At 53.1% G+C, this 22446-nt stretch carries 20 protein-coding genes; 4 read left to right on the plus strand and 16 right to left on the minus strand.

The features are described 5' to 3' along the window. Position 1: 1 nt before the first annotated feature. The 9 genes from KDX31_17120 to KDX31_17160 form a co-directional block, all read right to left on the minus strand. On the minus strand, positions 2-199 hold the full coding sequence (locus tag KDX31_17120; protein UTW03029.1) for a DUF1289 domain-containing protein: 198 nt from the start codon (positions 197-199) through the stop codon (positions 2-4). A 48-nt stretch (positions 200-247) separates the two neighbouring features. Next, positions 248-841, minus strand: coding sequence for a CoA pyrophosphatase (locus tag KDX31_17125; protein UTW03030.1), 594 nt, complete (start codon positions 839-841; stop codon positions 248-250). Between the two features lie 532 nt (positions 842-1373). Then, positions 1374-2471: an NAD(P)-dependent alcohol dehydrogenase gene (locus tag KDX31_17130; GenBank protein UTW03031.1), complete on the minus strand. Its 1098-nt coding sequence runs from the start codon at positions 2469-2471 to the stop codon at positions 1374-1376. Between the two features lie 28 nt (positions 2472-2499). After that, the gene (locus KDX31_17135; GenBank protein ID UTW03032.1) at positions 2500-3444 is read right to left on the minus strand and encodes an alpha/beta hydrolase; all 945 of its coding nucleotides are present in this window, start codon (positions 3442-3444) and stop codon (positions 2500-2502) included. Then, entirely contained in the window at positions 3437-5935 is a 2499-nt protein-coding gene (locus KDX31_17140; protein ID UTW03033.1) for an RND family transporter, read from the minus strand. The genes KDX31_17135 and KDX31_17140 overlap by 8 nt, the downstream gene beginning before the upstream one ends. Before the next feature lie 4 nt (positions 5936-5939). Next, positions 5940-7058 (minus strand): hypothetical protein, encoded by a 1119-nt coding sequence (locus KDX31_17145; protein ID UTW03034.1) that lies wholly within the window; start codon positions 7056-7058, stop codon positions 5940-5942. Positions 7059-7146: 88 nt separating this feature from the next. Then, entirely contained in the window at positions 7147-8520 is a 1374-nt protein-coding gene (locus KDX31_17150) for a DUF1329 domain-containing protein (protein ID UTW03035.1), read from the minus strand. 24 nt (positions 8521-8544) lie between these two features. Continuing rightward, a complete protein-coding gene (locus KDX31_17155; protein UTW03036.1) occupies positions 8545-10191 on the minus strand; it encodes a DUF1302 domain-containing protein in 1647 nt (548 codons plus the stop codon). Positions 10192-10289: 98 nt separating this feature from the next. After that, entirely contained in the window at positions 10290-11894 is a 1605-nt protein-coding gene (locus KDX31_17160) for a benzaldehyde dehydrogenase (GenBank protein ID UTW05437.1), read from the minus strand. A 161-nt stretch (positions 11895-12055) separates the two neighbouring features. On the opposite strand from KDX31_17160, the gene KDX31_17165 reads away from it, so the two are divergent. The 4 genes from KDX31_17165 (at position 12056) to KDX31_17180 (ending at position 15496) form a co-directional block, all read left to right on the plus strand. Further along, complete coding sequence (locus KDX31_17165; protein UTW03037.1) at positions 12056-13846, plus strand: sigma 54-interacting transcriptional regulator; 1791 nt, start codon at positions 12056-12058, stop codon at positions 13844-13846. A gap of 182 nt (positions 13847-14028) precedes the next feature. Beyond that, positions 14029-14586 (plus strand): NUDIX hydrolase, encoded by a 558-nt coding sequence (locus KDX31_17170; protein UTW03038.1) that lies wholly within the window; start codon positions 14029-14031, stop codon positions 14584-14586. 24 nt (positions 14587-14610) lie between these two features. Next, a complete protein-coding gene (locus KDX31_17175) occupies positions 14611-14772 on the plus strand; it encodes a YqaE/Pmp3 family membrane protein (GenBank protein UTW03039.1) in 162 nt (53 codons plus the stop codon). 115 nt (positions 14773-14887) lie between these two features. Beyond that, positions 14888-15496: a MarC family protein gene (locus KDX31_17180; protein ID UTW03040.1), complete on the plus strand. Its 609-nt coding sequence runs from the start codon at positions 14888-14890 to the stop codon at positions 15494-15496. Positions 15497-15770: 274 nt separating this feature from the next. Here the strand turns inward: KDX31_17180 and KDX31_17185 are convergent, their stop codons facing one another. The 7 genes from KDX31_17185 to grpE form a co-directional block, all read right to left on the minus strand. Next, entirely contained in the window at positions 15771-16082 is a 312-nt protein-coding gene (locus KDX31_17185) for a YqfO family protein (protein UTW03041.1), read from the minus strand. Between the two features lie 81 nt (positions 16083-16163). Further along, a complete protein-coding gene (locus KDX31_17190; protein UTW03042.1) occupies positions 16164-16553 on the minus strand; it encodes a DUF3461 family protein in 390 nt (129 codons plus the stop codon). Positions 16554-16737: 184 nt separating this feature from the next. Then, complete coding sequence (gene dapB, locus KDX31_17195; protein UTW03043.1) at positions 16738-17544, minus strand: 4-hydroxy-tetrahydrodipicolinate reductase; 807 nt, start codon at positions 17542-17544, stop codon at positions 16738-16740. Between the two features lie 51 nt (positions 17545-17595). Then, the gene (gene cysE, locus KDX31_17200) at positions 17596-18402 is read right to left on the minus strand and encodes a serine O-acetyltransferase (protein ID UTW03044.1); all 807 of its coding nucleotides are present in this window, start codon (positions 18400-18402) and stop codon (positions 17596-17598) included. A 49-nt stretch (positions 18403-18451) separates the two neighbouring features. Then, complete coding sequence (dnaJ, locus tag KDX31_17205) at positions 18452-19594, minus strand: molecular chaperone DnaJ (protein UTW03045.1); 1143 nt, start codon at positions 19592-19594, stop codon at positions 18452-18454. 111 nt (positions 19595-19705) lie between these two features. After that, positions 19706-21628, minus strand: coding sequence for a molecular chaperone DnaK (gene dnaK, locus KDX31_17210; GenBank protein ID UTW03046.1), 1923 nt, complete (start codon positions 21626-21628; stop codon positions 19706-19708). A gap of 98 nt (positions 21629-21726) precedes the next feature. Next, positions 21727-22314: a nucleotide exchange factor GrpE gene (gene grpE / locus KDX31_17215; protein UTW03047.1), complete on the minus strand. Its 588-nt coding sequence runs from the start codon at positions 22312-22314 to the stop codon at positions 21727-21729. Positions 22315-22446: the final 132 nt, after the last annotated feature.

A 22446-nucleotide genomic window follows, 5' to 3' on the forward strand; every position in this document is an offset into this window, starting at 1 on the left:
CTCAGGCCTTGCTGTCTTCCGCTTCCCGCTGTCGGATCAGCGCCCAGACTGCTTTTTTCTGTTCATCCGTGAGCACACCCCACTCAGCGATCTCCATACCGCTGCGACGACAGGCGACACACAGATCTTTCTCATCCAGCGCGCACACACCAATACAGGGGGAGCGGATCGGACGGGGCGGTGCAAATTCATTATTCATAATTTAATTCTGTCAGGTTAAAGAAAACACGGTCTATCAGGTGATCGTTTAACGAATACTGTGTTCGGGTCTGATTTTCATTGGAATCCGCGCATCAAAGCCAACATTGAGCAGTTCCACCAGCATATACGCGGTCAACCCCCAGATAATATCCCCGTCAAACTCATAGGCCGGCACATAATGAGTCATCCCCCGGAACCTGATTTTATCGGTATGATGCCGCCGGTCATCGAGAAAAAAGCTCAGCGGCACCCGATGGATCCGGTCCAGCTCATCCAGATTGGGTATCAGTTCGGTATCACCGGGTATAATGCCAACATAGGGCCTCACCTGAAGCTGATGCTTTGACAATACATCACCCAGGGAGCCGATAATCTCAACTTTTTCGGGATGAAGCCCCACCTCCTCTTGCGCTTCACGTAACGCGGTAAACAGAAGGTCCGGGTCGGTAGCATCACGCTTCCCTCCCGGAAACGCGATCTCGCCACTGTGCGTACTCAGATGATCACATCGACGGGTCAGAATCACTTCCGGACCCGCAGGATTATTGGTCAGCGCAATCAGCACACTGGCTTGCGGGCCGCCATTATCAAGCGTCCTCGGGGCGTACCCGACTAATCGTTGTTTCAGCTGATTTATCATGGGTGTTACTGCAAACTACTTATAGCTATGAATGGATAGTATACCAACATCATACCGCTGGTTTAGACGAAAGTTTAGTTCTGATACGTCTCTACACCGCGATCTGGATATCTCAACAGGGTTTAATCAGTTTGACACCGACGGCACGTCACATTGGCACCGCGGGATGAATTGCTTTGTTTGACGGCAAATCCCCCCCCTGAACAGGCGCTTTGATGGACAAGCTTCTGCCGAATGGCTTCCGCTATCCGCGGAGACGGTAGCTCGCGACTGATGGCGAGACGATGGTTCAGAGCTCCGGTCAGACAGACCAGACTTAAAAGGTTCGAATGGGACGGCAGCGTTGATGCATTTCCTGACGCAATGCAGAGCTACAGTTATCAGTTTTCGGGCTGAGGCTCATGTGCAGCTAACCGATCAAGAAAGCAAAAAAACACCACCTGCCAAATAATGCAGGTGGCGGGCATGAAAACAAAAAGTGTTTTCCAATTGCCTACGAAAGTATGGGCTAGATCACTTTCGCTAAGGCATCCTACATCCTGACCACAGGTTTGATGGTAACCCCGGATTCAGAATCCGCTATCGCCTCATTGATCTGATCAAATGGATAGAACCGGACCATCTTATCGAAGGGAAATTTACCCTGCTGATAAAGATCGATCAGTTGCGGAATGAAACTGTCCGGATCCGACTCGCCTTCAACGATACCTATCAGACGTCGACCGCCACTCATGAAATGCACCTCATCGAGAATAATCTCACTACCGGGAGCCGACGCGCCCAGCACACCACAGCAGCCCCGAGGGGCCAGACTCAATACCGCGCCCTTAATCACCGGAGTCAGTCCGGTGGTATCCAGTGCATAATCCACCCCGTAACCGGTGATCTCCATGATCGCAGCAGTGACATCACCTTTAGCGGGATTCAGGCTGTGTGTCGCCCCTACCCCTTCGGCAAAGGCCAGTCGCTCATCATTCATATCAACGGCAATAATGGTTGTGGCACCCATCGCATGGGCGGCCATCACGGCTGACAGCCCCACCGAGCCGGTACCAAAGATCGCAATCGACTTACCCGCTTTCACCTGCAGCGCATTGATAACCGCCCCAGCACCGGTTTGTACACCACAGGCCAGCGGCCCGAGCAGCTCCAGCGATACGGCATCGGTCACTTTGACGATGTTGCGCTCATGACACAGCGCATGGGTGGCAAAAGAGGACTGTCCAAAGAAATTACTCTGTATCACCTCATCGTCCTTTGACAGTGCCGTCGTACCGTCTGCCCGGATGGCAAAGAAGTTGCGCGGAAAAAACTCATGACAGTAGCTGGGCGCATGATCCTCACAGCTGGGGCAACCACCACAGGAGTTATAGGTCATCACTACATGATCGCCCGGGACAACTTTCGTCACACCCGATCCCACGCTCTCAACCACGCCGGCCCCCTCATGACCCAGCACTACAGGCATTGGCGTCGGTAACATGCCATCGCGCACCACAATATCGGTATGACAGACACCGGTGGCAACGACACGTACCCGGATCTCATCGGCACGAGGCTCTTCAAGTTCAAGATGTTCCAGTGTTAGCGGCCCATGTACAGTCCGGGCAACCGCCGCTTGAATCTTCATATATCGCTCCTGTTATTATTATCGTGATTTACAAAACTGAACTAAAAGTCTGCCGCCAGACAGCGGCGATCTCTTCGATTGCCCGACCGGCAGCATCAACCGCTCCCGACATGCTGAGATAACCATGCGTCAGATACGCATATTCCGTCAGATTAACGGGGCTACCGGCTTGCATCAGCGCATCAGCGTAAGCCATGCCTTCATCCCGCAACGGATCAAAACCTGCCACCTGAATCAGTGCCGGCGGCAGGCCTGACAGGTTAGCTGCCTCCAGCGGTGCAAACCGAAAATCGACAGGTTCAGCACTGCCATTCAGATAATGGCCCATAAAATAGGTCATACTCCGGGTCGTCAGCGTATAACCCTCACCATATCTGCCATAGGACTCATACACCTCGTCCACCCCGGAGACGGTAGGATAAATCAGCGTTTGCAGACAGACCGAGGGGCCTTGGTTATCCCGTGCCAGCAGCGCACATACCGCGGCCAGATTGGCGCCGGCACTATCACCGGCCAGGGCAACCTGTCCCGGTTTAACCCCCAGTTCCGTCGCCGCTTCCGCCAGCCAGCAGAGCGCGGCGTAACTGTCTTCGACGGCGGCCGGATAGGCGTGCTCCGGTGCCAGACGGTAATCCACCTGCACAATCAGGCAACCGGACAACCGGCTTAGCTGACTGACAACACCGTCATAATCCCGGGGACAGCCCACCACAAAGCCGCCACCGTGCAGATAGAGCACCGCGCCAGCCAGTTCACCCTGCCCCTCCGGCCGGTAGCAGCGCAGATTCAACTCACCAGCAGGCCCCGGAATACTCCGGTCCGAAATATCCACCCCGTCAGCTACGGCAACATCGGTGGCCGTCAGTATCTGACTGTAAACCTCACGGGCAACAGCGGGGGGCAGGTCAGCAAAGTCCGGCGCTCCCGCAGCAGTCGCCTGCTCCAGCATCCCTTTTATCTGCAGATCAAGCATGACTGTTCTCCTCTGTAAAAGACTGGCTTTTGAGACCACCCGGATGATTATCATTGTGTTCCTGAACTGGCGCACTGCTGTTAACAGGCTGAGCAATCACAGTAGAGCCAAACAGAAAGTGCGCCAGCGCAGGCAACAGAATCAACGCCCCAAGCATGTTAAACAGGAACATAAACGCCAGCAGGATGCCCATATCCGCCTGAAAACGGATAGGGGAGAACACCCAGGTAGCCACCCCCACCGCCAACGTTGCACCGGTCAGCATCACGATCCGGCCGGTCTGACGCAACGCCAGCTGATAAGCCTGGGTTACCGTCATGCCGAAGCGCAGCCCCATCAGCAACACTGACAGGACATATAGCGCGTAATCCACACCGATCCCCACACCCAGCGCAATCACCGGTAGAATCGCCACCTTAACGCCGATTCCCAGCTTGACCATCAGCGCCTGACACATCACCGAGGTCAGCATCAGTGGCAAAACCGCCGCCACTACGCCGCGCCAGGTGCGGAAGGTGATCCAACAGAGAATAATCACCGCACCGTAGACCATATACATCATCTGGTTCATCGCTTTTTTAACCACGATATTGGTGGCGGCCTCAATGCCGGAATTGCCCGCTGCCAGCATAAAGCGAGCCTCATCATCGCTGTAATCAGCCGCAAATCTCTGCGCGACTTCAACCACACTGTTAAGCGTCGCGGCCTTATGGTCCTTCAGATAGACATATACCGATAATAAGCTGCAATCCGCATTAAACAGCTCCCGTGGCGCCCGTGCCTGCACCGCTCCCAGCGCTGCATTGTTGGGAATCAACTCCAGCCATTTAAAGTTGCCCTCGTTGTAGCCCACCATCGCATAGCGGGATAGCCGCGCCATTGAGTTGGTCGATTCAACACCGGGTAGCCGTTCCAGCTGGCCAGTCAGCTCACGAACCTTCGACAAGACTGAGTAATGGGTACAGCTATCCACTGCGGTTTTCACCATCACCACGAAGATATCGGAACTGGCGGCATAGTTATCTGCCATAAAAGCGGTATCCAGGTTATAACGGGAATCTGCCCGCAACTCAGGGGCGCCCGGTTCCAGATCACCGATCTGCAAGCGGCTACCGACCACCGAACCAAACACTGCCAGACAGGCCGCAACTGTCAACGCAGTCAAAGCCCATTTACGCTCAGTAAACAGGGCAAAGAATTTCCACAACCGTCCGGGCAGGACCTGATGAATTTCACGATCACTCCCCGCCGCACTATCATGCTGAACCGAGCGCGCAGCCGCCTTCGGTGTCACACCGATATAGGAGAGCAATACCGGCAACAGTACCAGGTTACTGATAATCAGCACCGCCACCCCCAGACTGGCCGCAATCGCCAGCTCCCGGATCACACCGATATCGATTACCAGCAATACCGCAAAGCCAAAGGCATCGGTAATCAGTGCGGCGATACCGGTGCGGAACAGACGACGAAAGGTGTTGCGGGTGGCCACATAGGGCGCCATGCCACTACCAATATCGCGCATTACACCGTTCATTTTCTGCGCACCATGGCTGATACCGATGGCAAATACCAGAAACGGCACCAGGATGGAATAGGGGTTCAGATCGAAACCAAACAGCTGCAACATCCCCAATTGCCATAGAACACCAATCAGGGAGCACCCCATTACCAGCAGCGAGCTACGCAGGCAGCGGGTATAGGCATACAGTACAGCTGTGGCAATCGCCACCGCCAGTACGAAAAACACCAGAACCTGCTGCATACCTTCAATCAGATCACCGACAATTTTGGCAAAACCGGTGATATGAATCTCAATATTATCACTCTGATACCTGGTTCTGATCTGCTCCAGTTGTCGGGACAGATCACCGTAGTCAAGGGGCTCGCCAGTACGCGGATCTTTATCCAACAGCGGCACATAGACAATACTGGAGCGGAAATTAGCCGACACCAGCTGTCCGATCTCACCGGAGCGTTGCACATTCAGCTTTACCTGTTCCAGACTCGCGGCAGAGCCATCGAAATCACCAGGAATCACCGTACCGCCATCCATGCCCTCTTCGGTCACGGCAATCCAGCGGGTACTGGGGGTCCACAGAGATTTCATATAGGGGCGATCAACCCCCGGCAGCAGGTACAATTCATCATTTATCTTCTGCAGTGTTTGCAGGTACTGCTGATCATAAATGGAGCCCTGTTTAACGCCCACCGCAACCCGCAGCGAGTTACCCAGCCCGGCCAGACTGGAACGGTTGGCGAGGAAATTAGTGATAAACGGGTGTCCGGTGGGAATCATCTTCTCAAAACTGGCATTCAGCCCAAGCTGAGTTGCCTGCCAGCCCAGTCCGATACTGATGATCAGGCAAATTGTCAGCACCAGCCGACGCTGATTAAACACCAGACGTTCAATAACCGATCCGGAATGCGGATCGAACGTTTCCGGCTGCGGGCTCGCTGCACCGGTATCTATATTATTCGCACTATTCACAACGCTATTCCTTCACACTGCCGGACGCACTATCCCTGGCGATACGTCCAGGCAGATCAAATCGGTGAACCCCGGCCAGACTGGCAACAATAGCTGCCCCGTCAGCCGACTGAACAACACCCGCTAACGGCAGTGCTGGCAGATCCGGTACCGGTGCAAAACCGGTGTCATTCTGATCAACCAGCAGTGAGCCACTCTGACTCACCACCAGCAGACGCCCATCCGCCAGCATCGACGCGGCACTAAGCGCAACCTCTTCCCGGGTATCAAGCTGAGTCCAGCTGTCGCCGCTGTCGACTGAACGGAACAGGTGTCCCCGCAGGCCGTAGACGACAAACGCCCCATCCGGCTCAGCAATAATGCCAAAAAAGCTCCCATCATAAGGCGAGTCGATCGCTTCAAAATGCTCTCCGGCATCGGTTGAACGCAACAGCGTACCCTGCTCACCGGCCATCATCAGCACCCCATCCGCTTCGGCCATACCATACAGATGCAGCCCCATCGGGTTATCAACCCGGCTCAGCCACGGCTGCCAGCTCTGGCCACCATCATGGGTGCGATAGATGAGGTTGTAGGCACCGAAAACAAAGCCGTTGAGGGCATCAGTGAAATGCAGATTCAGAAAGGGTTTATCAGGGCCATCGTCTACTAACCGGCGCGCTTCACGCAGCTCACGCTCATCGCCACCGCGCAACTGAACATCCGCCAACAATAACTGTGCCGCCTGAATGCCATTCAGTTGTTTCTGCCAGGTTTCACCGCCATCCGTGGTCGCCAGCACCACGCCATAGTGACCTACAATCCAGCCATGCCGGGGATCAACAAACTGCACCTCGGTTAGCGCTGCAGACACTGGTGACGCAACCTGATTCCAGTGCAGACCATTATCATCCGATAACAGAATAATGCCCTCTTCACCCACAGCCACCAGCCGCTGACCAGCACGTCCGACCGACAATAAGGTCTTATGCGCTGACTGAGCAGAGATCTGTGCTGGTTTGTCCAGCGCAGAAAAACCGGTTTCAGCGGCGGCCACAGCGATCCAGCTCTGCCCGGCCATCAGCAGCAGCAGGCAACCACCCGCCAGCCGGTTTCTTAATATTGAATTGGAAAATCTGACCATCAGAAAACTCCTGATCATCGCCTGATATCTGCTGCTGCGAGTGACAGCAGCAGTCGTCAGACAACGATCAAATACGGATTGTGAGATATTAACGAGCACCCTGGTTGGCCAGCTCTACCGGACTCCAGGTGCCTTCAGATATCGGTTCACGCACCCGGTAATGCGGGGTGCCACCATTCATCGCAGCGTTCAGATAGTACGCACCGGTCTGCAGGTCATATCCCCCCCACATCACATTGGTTACCAGCGCTGGTAGTTCAGGCACCAGATAGGTCAGTGAGTAGTTCATACGCCACAGGTCGCCTTTCGCATCCCAGCCATCGAACAGCACAATTTTCCAGCTGTCTTCGTCGATGTAATAGGTCCGCTTAGGAACGGTGTGACGCAATCCAGGCTTCAGTTCGGCTTCAACAACCCAGACACGATGAAGTTCCCAGCGAACATTTTCCGGATTCAGATAGTGATCCCCCATCAGTTCATCGATTCCCACCTGAGCGGCGTGGTTGTTGTTATAGGGGATAAAGATCTCTTTTTTGCCTGCCAGCTTATAGCTATGACGATCGATTGGGCCAAACATCATGAACGCCTCATCGAAAAGACCGACACCGGAGGTCACGAAATCCGGGGTATCATAAGCCACCGATGGCGCTTTACGCACCCGGCGCTGACCGACCAGATACTGCCAGATAGCCCGCTTTTTCTCGGCTACCGAAGGATCATGTACAAGAATCGCTTCACCCGCTTTGGAGGCCGGTCCGGTCACAATAAAACGACCCAACTGGTTCACACCGCTATAGCTGGCAGCATTACCCTCTTTGTAGTAGTAAGGAAACTGCAGCAGCTCTTCACCTTCACTGGCCAGCGAACGATGCCCGTCGGAGGTCACGATATAGGTTTTCATCGCATACTCGACCGATTGCCCTGACCAGCCTAAACGGTGATTCCACATCACCTCAGCACCGGTTTCAGGTATCGGAAAAGGAATTCCGCCGTAAGCACCACTGACGGATGCCTCATCCGCAGCCAGCGCAGCATTGGTGGCGTTCTTCAGGGTATTGTCATACACCCACTGTGGCGCCGCTGCGGTACGGTGAGTCGGATAGATATTCATGCGAAAATCGGGATTTTTCGCAAACAGGGCTTTAACGCCATCATTGAGCTGAGCACTGTATTGGCTGAGATTGTCCGCAGTAATCGTAAATAACGGCTGTTCACCGGCAAATGGATCCGGACGTGGCTCGCCACTGGTATAGCCCTCTGCTACTTTGCTGTAGCCGCCGCTCCAGGCCGGGATGGTGTTGTCAGCATTGCCCGCTTTTTCTGCGCCCACTGGGGTTAACGTTGTCTTTAACTGCTCTGCCATTGAGGCATCTACAGCGGCCATAGAAGCCTGAGCCGCTATCGCCAGACTGACACCGGTGACAACCATTCTGAGTGTTTTAATGTTAAGTGTGTTTTTCATTATTCTTATCTCCACTGAATTCGGTTAGAAACTGCGCTGGATAAACAGCGACACAAAATCGCGGTCGGCACGGGTCTGTTTGAATGAAAGCGCCGGAGCAGGACTGTTCTGCGGCGTTACGAAGCTGAACTCGTCGCCGAGAAAACGGACATAGCTAGCCCCCAGCTTCCAGGTGTTCTGATAGGTGCCGTTGACTCCCAGACTGAAATCACCGCCATAGGAGGCGCCGCCATTCATATTGGCAACCGCGCCTGAACGGCCCTGAAAGTTATAACCAAGGCCGACTGGCAGCTCGATATCAAGACCGGGCAATACCTGGAAGTAGGCCGGCGAAAAGATCATCCGCATCGCCCAGGCATCACGGGTGGTGTTGGGGTCCAGCGCATTCGGGTTTTTATCAATCGATACCACCCGGTTCCATGCCAGCTCACCCAGCAACGCTCCACCATCCCACAGAGAGTTAGGCTGCATTACATAGATACCGGAGAGGTTGGCATGGGCGGTCTTACCCACCGCATAAAGGATGTTGTTATCGTTATCCGCGGTCTGACCAACAGAGATCTGCGGATCACTGTTGAGCGGTGCGTTGAAGCGCATCGATGCTTCCGCCGCGATATTCAGCTGACCAATTGAGGTAGTGGCACTGGCACCAACGGTTTCGATATCCTGCCCATAGACGGTACGGATAGTCTGTCCTACAGGGTCAAAATAGAAACCTGACGGAGTCTTGGCGTGATAGCGGGCATAGTAAAGACCATACTCAAAATCACTCTCCTCCGGCGCAATCCGCAGCTTTAAACCACCCTGACCGGAATCATCCGGTTGCACATCTGAGATATGGTTCCATATAACCCCGGGGCCAGCGATCAGCGACTCAGTGCCAGGACCGGCCCAGTCGATATTCGACAGGTAGCTGCCAGCCCCCGGCAAACGGGTTTCCTCCCAGGCGAGCTGGTAATAACCGCCCAGCGACAGCTCGGGGTTGATCTGCAACGTACCGGAGAGTTGGTTAACCGGCCGCAGCACTTCTTTAAACTGAGTGCTCGGTACGGTTAACAGTTTGATCAGATCAATTGGTCCCTGAGCATCGGCGATACCGTTAGCGCCAAAGAACAGCGTTTCACCATACACCAGTGAGTGGCGTCCCAGACGCAGATTGCTGCGCATATCACCCAGATCAAAATTGCCGTAGACAAACGCATCCAGCAGTTCCGCTTTACGGCCATGCACATCGCGGGTTTTATCGGTGAATTCGTTGTATTTAGCGCTGGTCGAATTATTGGTAAATGGCGAGTCGTTATCATTGCGCTGGTTATACACCGAGTCATACCAGGCAGCGCCACTCACCCGTACGCCATAATCTTTATAGCGGGCATCCAGTTCGGTCAGCCAGTCGAGCCGGTTAGAGATCAGCCCCTTATCGAAGTTACGATCACCGTCATCGTAGTTAACATCCGTCAGCAAGGTATCTGACTGGTCTTCCACCCTGAACGCCGTGCTGTATTTGAAGGTGTTATCCCAGCGCAGCCTGACATCGGGGTTACCGGTATCAATTTTAAATGCCAGCGCCTCTGGAACGCATAGAACGGTTACCAGTGAGATAGCAACGGTCAGAGGCTTTAAAGGCATCTTTGTCAGAAACAAGGGTTTTAAGCGGGAGTTGTTATTCATATTTTATTCCTTCGCTTTGAATTAAACGTTGCAATGCGATTGACCAGACAGATCGTCGGCAGCGCTGCAAAAAGTATTGGTTAATCGACCAGAGTCCCTCAGAACGGATAGGCCGGTGGGGCATCCTTCACGGTGACCCACTGCCACTGGCAGAACTCATCCCAGTCAGCCGGCCCGCCGATGCTGCCACCATTGCCGGAAGCGCCCCGGCCACCAAACGGATTGCTACACTCGTCATTGACGGTCTGGTCATTGATATGCACCATGCCGGCACTCAGACGTTCACCAATCGCTGTCGCGCGACCAACGGAGCGACAAATAACGGCGGCTGCAAGACCGTACTCAGTGTCATTAGCGATGCGGATCGCCTCCTCGTCATCACGGTAGGTAATAACACTGGCAACCGGGCCAAAGAACTCTTCACTGTATGCACGCATCCCTGGTTTAACGCCAGACAGTACTGTTGGCCGGTAGTAAGGCCCTTCGGGCTCTCCGCCCGCTTCCAGAACCGCTCCGGCAGCAACGCTATCTTTTACAATGGCGTCAACACGCTCCAACTGATTGCGGTTGATCATCGGACCCAGCGCTACATTGCCATCGGCGGGGTTTCCAAAAGGCAGATGACTGGCTTTAGCTACCAGTCGCTCAATCAGTTGTTCAGCAATCGATTCGTGGACAATAATGCGGCCTGAAGCCATACAGATCTGCCCTTGATGGAACCAGGCGCCCCAGGCTACATTGCTGGCCGCCAGATCAAGATCGACATCCTCGGTGATAATCAGCGGGCTCTTACCCCCCAGCTCAAGCATCACTTTTTTAAGGTGGCGTCCTGCCAGCTCACCGATTCTGCGGCCGACCGGCGTTGACCCGGTAAAGGCGATCATGCGCACGTGCGGATCGGTACACAGCGCCTCACCGGCATCCGCTCCGCCGGGAACCACATGTAGCAACCCCTTGGGCAAACCCGCCAGCTCAAACGCGCGGGCAATAATAAAGCCGCCGCTGACCGGGGTGCGCGGGTCTGGCTTAAGCACCACCGCATTGCCCGCTGCCAGTGCAGGTGCTACCGCACGAAGAGAGAGAATCAGAGGAAAGTTGAACGGCGAGATCACACCGATAACCCCCAGGGGCTGGCGCTTCGCAAAGGAAAGTTGCCCGGATGCCGAAGGCAACACTAAGCCGTGCCCCGAATCCAGCAGCATCGCCCCCGACCGGCGCAGAATCACCACGGCCTCGCGAACTTCATGCTCCCCCTTGGCATAGATGCCTCCGGTTTCCCGGGCGATCCAGGTTCTCGCCGCTTCAAAATCCTGTTGCAGAGCCTCAGCAGCACGAAAAAAGATATCTGCCCGCTCACGGCTGGGCATTTTCACCCACTCTGCCTGAGCTTCAGCAGCACTTCGCGCAGCAATGGCGATATCCGCAGCATCCCCCATACCGGTTCGGGTCAGTTCCTCGCCCGTTGCCGGTTCGGTCACTACGGCACTACCACCCTGAGCCACCTTCCAGCTGCCATCGAATATCCGTCCCTCCCAGAGCAACTGATCCAACAGATCTGAGTCACCATGTACACTTGTCACAATAGAACCTCCAGCGTGTTGTCCGCCCAAAAACAGATGGGAATGGACGTTTTTTATTGTTAACTGGATAGAGCAACCGCTATGCCAGATTTCTCCATAGCTCTTTTTATTGCAACGCAGCATCAACAAAACACGAGCAGAGCCCCCTTATGTATGAACAAATTATTTATGCCTAATTGCAGTGCACAAAAATTATTTAAATACTCAACAATTGATAAGTTTGTTAAATACACCAAAACGACTTAATATTTTTGTTAACAATAATGATAACAATGAGTACACCCATGACCTCTGACCCCACTACAGATCAACCGGATCTGACCCAAGCGCGCCCCCCTGAACTTCCCGCTGGCGACAGCGATAACCTCACTGAGGGTTCCGGTCTGGACTTTGGTCAACTCTCTGAGTATCTGCATTTCTCCCCTAAAGACGGGCGGATCTGGCTGGATGGCCAACGCATGGTACTGATGCACAACTCGTCGCTGGGTAGCCTGCGGCGCGAACTGATTGAACGACTGGGGATTGAACGGGCGCGGGGACTGCTGACCCGATCGGGCTATAGCTCCGGCGTCCGGGATGCGCAACTGGTGCGCGAACGCTGGCCCGATGCCGACCCGGAAGCGATCTTCTTTGCCGGCACGCAGCTGCACTCACTGGAGGGAGTGGTGCAGGTGGAAACCATCCACTTTGAGTTCGATCCCCATCAGGGCACCTACGATGGTGAATTTCTCTGGCACCATTCCAGTGAAGATGATGAACATATCGCCGCCTACGGCATCGGCACCGAGCCGGCGTGCTGGATGCAGCTGGGCTATGCCATGGGCTACGTCACCACGTTGCTGGGACGACTGACGGTATTCCGCGAGGTCGAGTGCCGCGCAATGGGCCACGCCACCTGCCGCGTCATTGGCCGAACGGTCGAACTCTGGGGCGATGTCGATGAGGATCTGCGCTATCTCAATGCTGAAGATTTTGTCAGTCATAGCAATACCGGTTCAGGCTCGCTGCCCACTGCCGCGCCGCTACCGATGGCCAATACTGAACTACCGGTACTGGGCGAGCGGCAGTTAATCGGTATCTCCTCCGCCTTTATTGCCGCCTGTCATATGCTACGACGGGTTGCCAGCACCCGGGCAACGGTACTCTTCACTGGGGAATCCGGCGTGGGCAAAGAGTTGTTTGCCCGTATGCTACATGAGATCGGCAGCCGTAAAGATGAACCCTTCATCGCCATCAACTGTGCCGCGATTCCCGAAACCCTGATCGAGTCCGAGCTGTTTGGGGTCGACAAAGGTGCTTTTACCGGTGCCACCACCTCACGGCCGGGACGTTTCGAACGCGCCCACGGAGGTACCCTGTTTCTCGACGAGATCGGCACTCTCAGCCCCAGCTCTCAGGGCAAACTGCTGCGAGTACTGCAGGAGGGAGTATTAGAGCGGGTCGGCGGCACCAGTCTGATCAGTGTCGATGTGCGGGTGGTCGCTGCCACCAACGTCGAACTGAGGGATGCGGTTGCTAAAGGGGAGTTCCGCGAGGATCTGTTTTTCCGCCTGAATGTATTTCCAATACTGCTGCCGCCCTTGCGGGAGCGGCGTGACGATATTCCGCTGCTGCTATCCCATTTTCTTGAGCACTACAACCAACGCCACGAGAGAAGCGTACGTGGCTTTACTCTGAAAGCGATGCGGGCACTGCTGAACTACCGTTTCCCCGGCAATATTCGTGAACTGCAGAACCTGGTCGAGCGGGGGGTGATCGCCGCCGAAGATGAATCGCTTATCGATCTCTCTCACCTGTTCCGGGATGAGGAAACCACCCGGGCGCTGCTGTTTACCATCAGTTCAGACGGGGAGTTGAGTCAGGATAGCGAAGAATCAGCGCTGGAGCAGTTTCGCCGTTTCGCCCCGGCTAACGCTGTCGGCCCCTCCCTCGATAAACTGGAAGCCCGCCTGGTCAGTGAGGCGGTCGCTCAGTCCGATGGCAACCTGTCAGCGGCAGCAAGACTCTTGGGGTTAACCCGTTCACGGCTCGCCTACCGCATGAAGAAGATCAACGAGAGTAATCAGGATGTCTAACGCCTGACTGCGCAGCTTAGAGTCGGTATTTAATGGTCATCTGAAAAACTTCAGAAAATAGTTAACCGATATTCGATTGAATATTTGAGCCAACAGCGGCTATTAGATTAAAGTAAGTGTTAACAGATGCTCCACACACCATGATCTATTTACGGACCGGGACCAATACTGAAGGACACGCTATGAAATACTGCAATCTGTGCGGATCGACCGTCCGATTCGAAATACCGGCTGGCGATAACCGCCCTCGTCATATCTGTAATGAGTGTGGTGAAATCCACTATCTGAATCCTAAAGTGGTCGCCGGCTGCCTGCCGGTGTATGAAGACAAGATACTGCTGTGTAAACGGTCGATTGAACCCCGTGTCGGTTACTGGACTCTGCCCGCAGGATTTATGGAAAACGGCGAATCAACCCGCCAGGCCGCCGCCAGGGAAACCCTTGAAGAAGCCAATGCCCGGGTCAGCGATTTACAGCTCTACACCCTGACCTCTATCGTACCGGTCAGCCAGATACAGCTGATCTATCTGGCACAACTGGACGATCTGAATTTCTCTGCCGGCGATGAAACCACCGATGTGCAGCTGTTTTCCGAAGAGACCATACCCTGGGATGAGCTGGCATTTCAGACCATCAGAAACGCATTACGATTCTATTTTGAAGACCGGCAAAAGGGGGTATTTCCCCTGCATCACGTCGATCTTCATACACCACCCGGACAATTCGTTGAAAAGTCTTAATCAATAAGACAAAAGGAGCTTGCTATGGATAACAAACTGATTCTCATCATTCTCGCGATTCTGCTGCCCCCTATCGCAGTTTTCATGAAAACCGGGGCAGGGCTGCAACTGGTGATCAATATTGTGCTCTGCCTGTTTTTTTACATCCCGGGTATTCTGCATGCGCTCTGGCTGGTGTTAAAATAACCACTCCCCTGTTCCTGTCGTGGTTTCCTTCCCCGACTACAGCTATGAATAACGGCCCATAAGGCCGTTTTTTTATTTTACTGCGCTTATCCGGCGCGGATGATGAGAACCACCTATGACTCTGTTAATCGCTACCTGGATTAAATTTTTCGTCCTCTTTGCGCCCTTTTTTGTGGTATCAATGTTCCTCTCCCTGACCCGCAGTGACACACCGGCAGAACGCCGCAGTACCGCAAACAAAGCGGTTTTTGCCGCAGCGTTAGCATCACTGGTGCTGTTTTTCTTCGGCTCACCGCTGTTTGAACTGCTGGGAATAACGATCGATTCCTTCCGCATCGGAGCCGGGATACTGCTGTTTCTGTCAGCCGTCAGCCTGGTCAAAGATGGTATACGCACCAACGCTCAGGTGCCCGGAGAGGCAAGGGAGGATGCTTCGGTTGTGCCGCTGGCGATTCCCACCATTATCGGGCCGGCCACCATCGGTGCAATTCTGGTGTATGGTTCAGAACTGCATGGTATCGAGGTATTGCTGGGACTCAGCGGAATGTTTCTGGCCCTGATCTGCCTGCTGGCTTTACTCCATGCCGCTACCCGGGTAGAACGCCTGCTGGGGAAAACCGGGCTGAATATTCTCAGTAAGATTACCGGCCTGATTCTGGCCGCGATGGCGTCAGAGATTGTGTTGACCGGGATTACCGGCTTCATGACCCGCATCGGTCACTGAGCGTTATAGCACCAATGACGCAGAATGCCACTGTCACGGGCTCTGCGTCGCTTACCCCAGTGATACCCATACTTTATCCACAACGATATACACAGTTTTTGTGACTTATTTACTGCGATTACAACCGCTCAGTTAATAACCAGATCAGAATTGACGCAAAACTATTTTATTCTATAAAAACAAATAGTTAACACACAGATCAAGCGGTTATCCATACTTAATCAACAGCCTTATCAACAGATTATGTTTATAACATCCGCAGTTATAAACATGCTCATAAATCGCTCAGCGGCCAGACTTCGTAAGCCACCTCCTCGTAGGGATGAGCCTGTTTAAGCGCCCTGACAGCCACCCGGATGAGATGGTCCTCACACACCAGTTCTACTTTCCACTCCTCAAGCTGTTCCAGCAAATGCTGGCTGCCAATATGAGGATTGCTGCCCGACAGAGGCCTGAACTGACCAACTCCCTTTACCTGCCAGCAGCAGCTATCATAGTCACCAATCCTGCCAGCCCCTGTTGCAAACAGCGCCTGCTTAACCGCTTCAAGATTCTCTTGCGGCACATAGAACGCCAGTTTATACATCACCGCCCCTCGCGCTTTGTGTTACAAACAAAAACGGCCGGTGATTACTCACCAGCCGTTGATCATTGAAGCCATCGAGGCTTAAAGCTCTTCGATCTGCCGACGAAGATCTTCCACCTTACGTGTCACCACCTTCTCAAGATGATCAATCTCATCAAGCAGGTGCTGCTTTTTATCTTTTACTGACTTCTCTTCAACAACCAGTTTTTCAAGCTCGGCAACCGCTTTCAGATAGTACGGTGAAGGCTCGGTACTGGCTCGATAAGGCACCAGACCACCTTCCACAGAGACATTGGTGTGCCGCCGCTTAAACTTAAACTTCCTACTCTTGGTCATCCATTCGCCCTGATGACGATGCAGATAGACCTTCAGTACATCAATATCATTTTCTGTACGGGTGGTATATTTCTCAATTTCATAGGGGTCATCAAACCCCATCTCTTTCAGGGTCTCAAATTTATTGGCAGACATTTGGTCACTCCATAAGCCGTTGGCTGTCATCCCATAAATATAGATGAAAATGACTACGGTGGGGGTTGGATTCGTCCCATAATGGGATATTTGTTTAATTGTTCAGTAAAAATAAAAAAACCGCCACATGAGCCGGCCTGTAAACCTGACTCATCTGGCGGCTTCTAAGGCCATATGACCTGTATTAGTCACGCAGACTGAGTACGTCCTGCATATCGTATAAACCGTTCTTTTTACCCGCCAGCCATCCCGCTGCGCGGACAGCACCCTTGGCAAAAGTCATCCGGGAACTTGCCTTGTGAGTGATTTCAACGCGCTCGCCCTCGGTAGCGAACAGCACCGTATGATCACCCACCACATCACCGGCACGAATGGTCACAAAGCCGATCTCGTCTTTGCTACGGGCACCGACCTGTCCTTCCCGGCCATACACGGCACACTGCCGCAGATCCCGGCCTAAGGCATCGGCAACGACTTCACCCATACTCAGGGCGGTACCGGAAGGAGAATCCACCTTGTGATGGTGATGCGCCTCTATAATCTCGACATCGTAATCATCGCCCAACGCTTTGGCGGCTTCCGACAGCAGTTTAAAGCAGAGGTTAACCCCGACACTCATATTCGAAGCAAACACCAGCGGCATCACTTCGCCAAAACTTTTCAGCTCATTGCGCTCGGCTTCACTGAGTCCGGTTGTTCCGATAACCATCGCCTTGCCTTTTACAGCACACTGAGCCAGATTAGCCAGGGTCGCCTGAGGCGCAGTAAAATCGATCAGAACATCAAAATCATCCATCACCTGATCAAGAGCACCGACAATTTTGACTCCCAGTTTGCCTACGCCAGCCACTTCACCGGCATCGGCACCAATCAGGCTGCTGGTTGGCTCAACGATAGCAGCGCCGAGTGTGACACCTTCAGTCGCCTGAATCGCTTCAATATTCGTTTTACCCATACGCCCGGCGGCGCCGGTTACTGCAACTCTTATCATTCTGTACACCTGGTCTGATTACAGGCTGATTATATCAGCCCGCATTTTGAGTCATTTATTCTTTTGCTGACTGACGCTCTGATCCATATCGAAAGCCGGCTTATCACCCTCAGGGCGACCGACGATCTTAGCCGGAACGCCGACCACCGTGGTATGGGGCGGAACATCTTCCAGCACCACAGAGCCACCACCGACTTTAGCCCCGGCACCCACCTCAATATTGCCAAAGATCTTGGCACCGGCTGCAATCATAACCCCTTCACGAATCTTGGGATGGCGATCACCGCTCTGCTTACCCGTACCACCAAGCGTAACAGACTGAAGAATAGACACATCGTTTTCAATCACACAGGTTTCGCCGACGACGATGCCGGTTGCATGATCAAACATCACGCCACAGCCTATCTGTGCCGCAGGATGAATATCTACCTGAAAAACTTCACTGACACGACTCTGCAGATAAAGCGCCATCGAATGTCGCCCCTGCTGCCACATCCAGTGGGCAATACGGTAGGCCTGCAGGGCATGAAAGCCCTTCAGATAAAGGAGCACTGTCGTGAAGCTGGAAACTGCCGGATCCCGCGTCCGCACTGCACTGATATCCTTACAGATACATTTCAGGATTTCAGGATCACCTCCGAGAGCCTCTTCAATCAGCTCACGCATGGTAATGGCAGCCATCACTTCATCAGACAGCTTATTGGCCAGCAAATAACTCACCGCCTCACAGAGACTCTGGTGACGTATAATTGTGCTGTGGAAGAAACTCGCCAGAAAGGGCTCTCTGGCCATCTCTTCACGGGCTTCCTGTTGAATCAGTCGCCACAGTTCCTTCGGTTGAGTGGGAAAGTCACTCATGTAAGACTCCAAAAAGTCGCAGGGGCTGCACTGCAGCCCCCTGAGAATATCAGGTCATATCCTCGAAAAATTTCTTCACGCTGTCAAAGAAACCATGTTTCTTCGGCCCGTGATGTTTCTGCCGCTCATCCATCGCGGTTTCAAACTCGCGCAACAGCTCTTTCTGCTTACCGCTCAGGTTCACCGGCGTCTCAACAATCACCCGCACCAGCAAATCACCAACGGCGCCACCACGTACAGGTTTAATCCCTTTGCCCCGCAGACGGAACAACTTGCCGGTCTGGGTTTCAGCAGGAATTTTCAATTTAACGCGGGATTCCAGTGTAGGAACTTCAAGCTCACCGCCCAGCGCCGCATCAATAAAGCTGATCGGAACCTCACAGTAGAGATGTTTACCATCCCGCTCAAAGATCGCATGATCACGGACATTAACCTGAACAAACAGATCGCCGGATGGACCACCGTGGCTACCCGCCTCACCCTCGCCTGACAGGCGGATGCGGTCACCAGTATCAACACCCGCCGGGATCTTGACTGACAATTTCTTAGTTTGCTGCTTACGGCCCTGACCATGACAGCTGGTACACGGGTCCGATACAACCTGGCCCTCACCATGACAGGATGGACAGGTTTGCTGTACAGAGAAGAATCCCTGCTGCATCCGCACCTGACCAATACCACCACAGGTGCCACAGGTTTTAGCACTGGTACCCGGTTTAGCACCACTGCCATCACACACTTCACACGGCACCAGTGTCGGAACGGTAATGGTTTTTTCGCACCCCTTTACCGCCTCTTCCAGGCTGAGATCCATGGTATAACGCAGATCGGCACCACGCTGAACATGACTGCGACGACCGCCACCGTGTCCCTGCTGGCCGAAAATATCGCCAAACACATCACCAAAGATATCGCCAAAGCCGCCAGCGCCGCCACCAAAGCCGCCCTGACCGCCCATACCATTCGGATCGACACCGGCATGACCATACTGATCATAAGCGGCTTTCTTCTGCTTATCCGACAGGACTTCGTATGCTTCATTCACCTCTTTAAAGGCATCATCCATCGAGTTATCGTCAGGATTACGGTCCGGATGGTATTTCATCGCCATCCGACGAAACGCCTTTTTAATATCCCGGTCAGAAGCGTCCTTAGCAACGCCTAACACATCGTAAAAATCTTTCTTCGACATAATCTGTTTCGCAATCCGGTTAACAACTACTTTAAATCAGCTGAGAATAAAAACAGGACAACGCGGGACCGGCCCGCGCTGTCATTTCAAGCATGATTCACTTAAAGAAACTTACTTTTTCTCGTCATCTTTAACTTCTTCAAACTCAGCGTCGACAGCATCGTCAGCTGGTTCAGCCTGGGCCTGTTCGCCCTCCTGACCTTCCGCCTGCTGAGCCGCTTCGGCATACATCTTCTGAGCCAGAGCAGAGACCGCTTCGGTCAGCGCTGCTGTCTTAGTTTCGATAGCCTCTTTGTCGTCGCCTTTCAGCACGCCTTCCAGCTCTTCGATAGCACCGTTGATCGCAGTTTTTTCCTCTTCAGTTGCCTTATCACCGGCATCCTCAAGGGTCTTCTTAGCGGAGTGAATCATCGCGTCGCCCTGGTTACGGGCCTGACTCATCTCTTCGAACTTCTTATCCGCTTCAGCGTTTGCTTCTGCGTCCTGAATCATCTGTTCGACTTCTTCATCACTCAGACCAGAACAGGCCTTGATGATAATAGACTGCTCTTTACCGGTGGCTTTATCCTTCGCCGATACGTTCAGGATACCGTTGGCATCGATATCGAATGTTACTTCGATCTGAGGCATACCCCGTGGCGCTGGCGGAATATCGGCCAGATCAAAACGACCCAGCGACTTATTCCCGGTGGCTTGCTTACGCTCACCCTGAACCACGTGAATGGTTACCGCGGTCTGATTGTCGTCGGCAGTAGAGAACACCTGAGACTTCTTAGTCGGGATAGTGGTGTTCTTCTCGATAACCGGAGTCGCAACACCACCCATAGTCTCGATACCCAGGCTCAGCGGGGTAACGTCCAGCAGCAATACGTCCTTCACATCACCCGACAGAACCGCTGCCTGAATAGATGCACCGATCGCAACCGCTTCATCAGGGTTAACATCTTTACGCGCTTCTTTACCAAAGAACTCAGTCACTTTTCGCTGCACCAGAGGCATACGAGTCTGACCACCCACCAGAATCACTTCATCGATATCAGAAGCCGACAAGTCAGCATCTTTCAGTGCGATACGGCAAGGTTCCATAGAACGGTCAACCAGTGCTTCAACCAGTGATTCCATCTTGGCACGGCTGATCTTCACATTCAGGTGCTTAGGACCAGTAGCATCGGCAGTAATGTACGGCAGGTTAACGTCGGTAGACTGAGCAGAAGAGAGCTCAACTTTAGCTTTCTCAGCACCCTCTTTCAGACGCTGTAGCGCCAGTGGGTCACTGTGCAGATCGATACCGGACTCTTTCTTGAACTCAGCGGCCAGATACTCAATAACACGGGAGTCAAAGTCCTCACCACCCAGGAAGGTATCACCGTTAGTCGCCAGTACTTCAAACTGGTGCTCACCATCAACCTCTGCGATTTCGATAATAGAGATATCGAAGGTACCGCCACCCAGGTCGTAGACAGCAATAGTCTTATCACCCTTAGACTTGTCCATACCATAAGCCAGAGCTGCAGCGGTTGGCTCGTTGATGATCCGCTTAACGTTCAGGCCCGCAATTTTACCGGCATCTTTAGTTGCCTGACGCTGGGAATCGTTGAAGTAAGCAGGCACAGTAATAACGGCGTCGGTAACCGTTTCACCCAGATAGTCTTCTGCAGTCTTCTTCATCTTCTTGAGGATTTCTGCAGATACCTGAGGCGCGGCCATCTTCTTATCGTTTACCTGAACCCAGGCATCGCCGTTGTCAGCTTCGATAATTTTATATGGCACCATTTTGATATCTTTCTGAACCACATCGTCTTTAAAACGACGACCGATCAGACGCTTGATTGCAAACAGAGTATTATTCGGATTGGTTACTGCCTGGCGCTTAGCCGGCTGACCAACCAGAATCTCACCATCTTCTGCATAAGCGATGATGGAAGGGGTGGTACGATCACCTTCAGCGTTTTCAATAACCCGTGGCTTATCGCCATCCAGAATAGCGACACATGAGTTTGTTGTGCCCAGGTCAATACCAATAATTCTACCCATTTTAATCACTCCAGTAATTCTGTGCCCGTTCAGACGGGCAAAATTCTTTTGAACTTGCTAGCTATATTGGTGCGGATTTATCAGTTTCAAGTCCTGATTTATTCCGCGCCTTTAGAAACTATCACCATCGCCGGACGAATCAGACGCCCATTGAGGCTGTAACCCTTCTGCATCACTGCCATAACATGGTTAGCAGCAACATCCGGGTTAGGTACCATCGACATCGCCTGATGCTGTTCGGGACTGAACGGCTCACCGACAGGATTATGCTGTTCAACCTGAAACTTACCCAGGCCTGTCACGAACATTTTCAGGGTCATCTCAACCCCTTCACGCAGTGCCACAACCGCCTCTTCATCGCTACTGGAAGCCTCAATAGCCCGTTCCAGGCTATCCACTACCGGAAGCAGCTCATTGACGAACTTCTCCAGCGCAAACTTATGCGCTTTCTCGACGTCTTTTTCTGCACGGCGACGGACGTTTTGCATCTCGGCCTTCGTCCGCAGCTCCTGATCTTTCAAAGCAGCGATCTGATCCTGAACCTGAGCCAGCTCCAGTTGTATAGCGTCAACGTCAACCTCGGGGACCGGCTCAACGGATTCCTCAGCGGTCTCAACCTGCTCAATCTCTGTGGACACGGTTTCCGGCTGCAGCTCTTCAACCTGAGACTTATCTTCGCCTGCCATCACTTTCTCCAACCATCTGATATGTGAAATTTCTGTTGAGCTTTTATATGGGGTTATGACATCAGTATTCAAGTGGGTATTTTTAGATTTTTTTAACCAGACTGAGTAGTTATTGATTGCACTGGACTATTT

This window comes from Amphritea atlantica (assembly GCA_024397875.1).
GTDB classification, from domain to species: Bacteria; Pseudomonadota; Gammaproteobacteria; order Pseudomonadales; family Balneatricaceae; genus Amphritea; species Amphritea atlantica_B.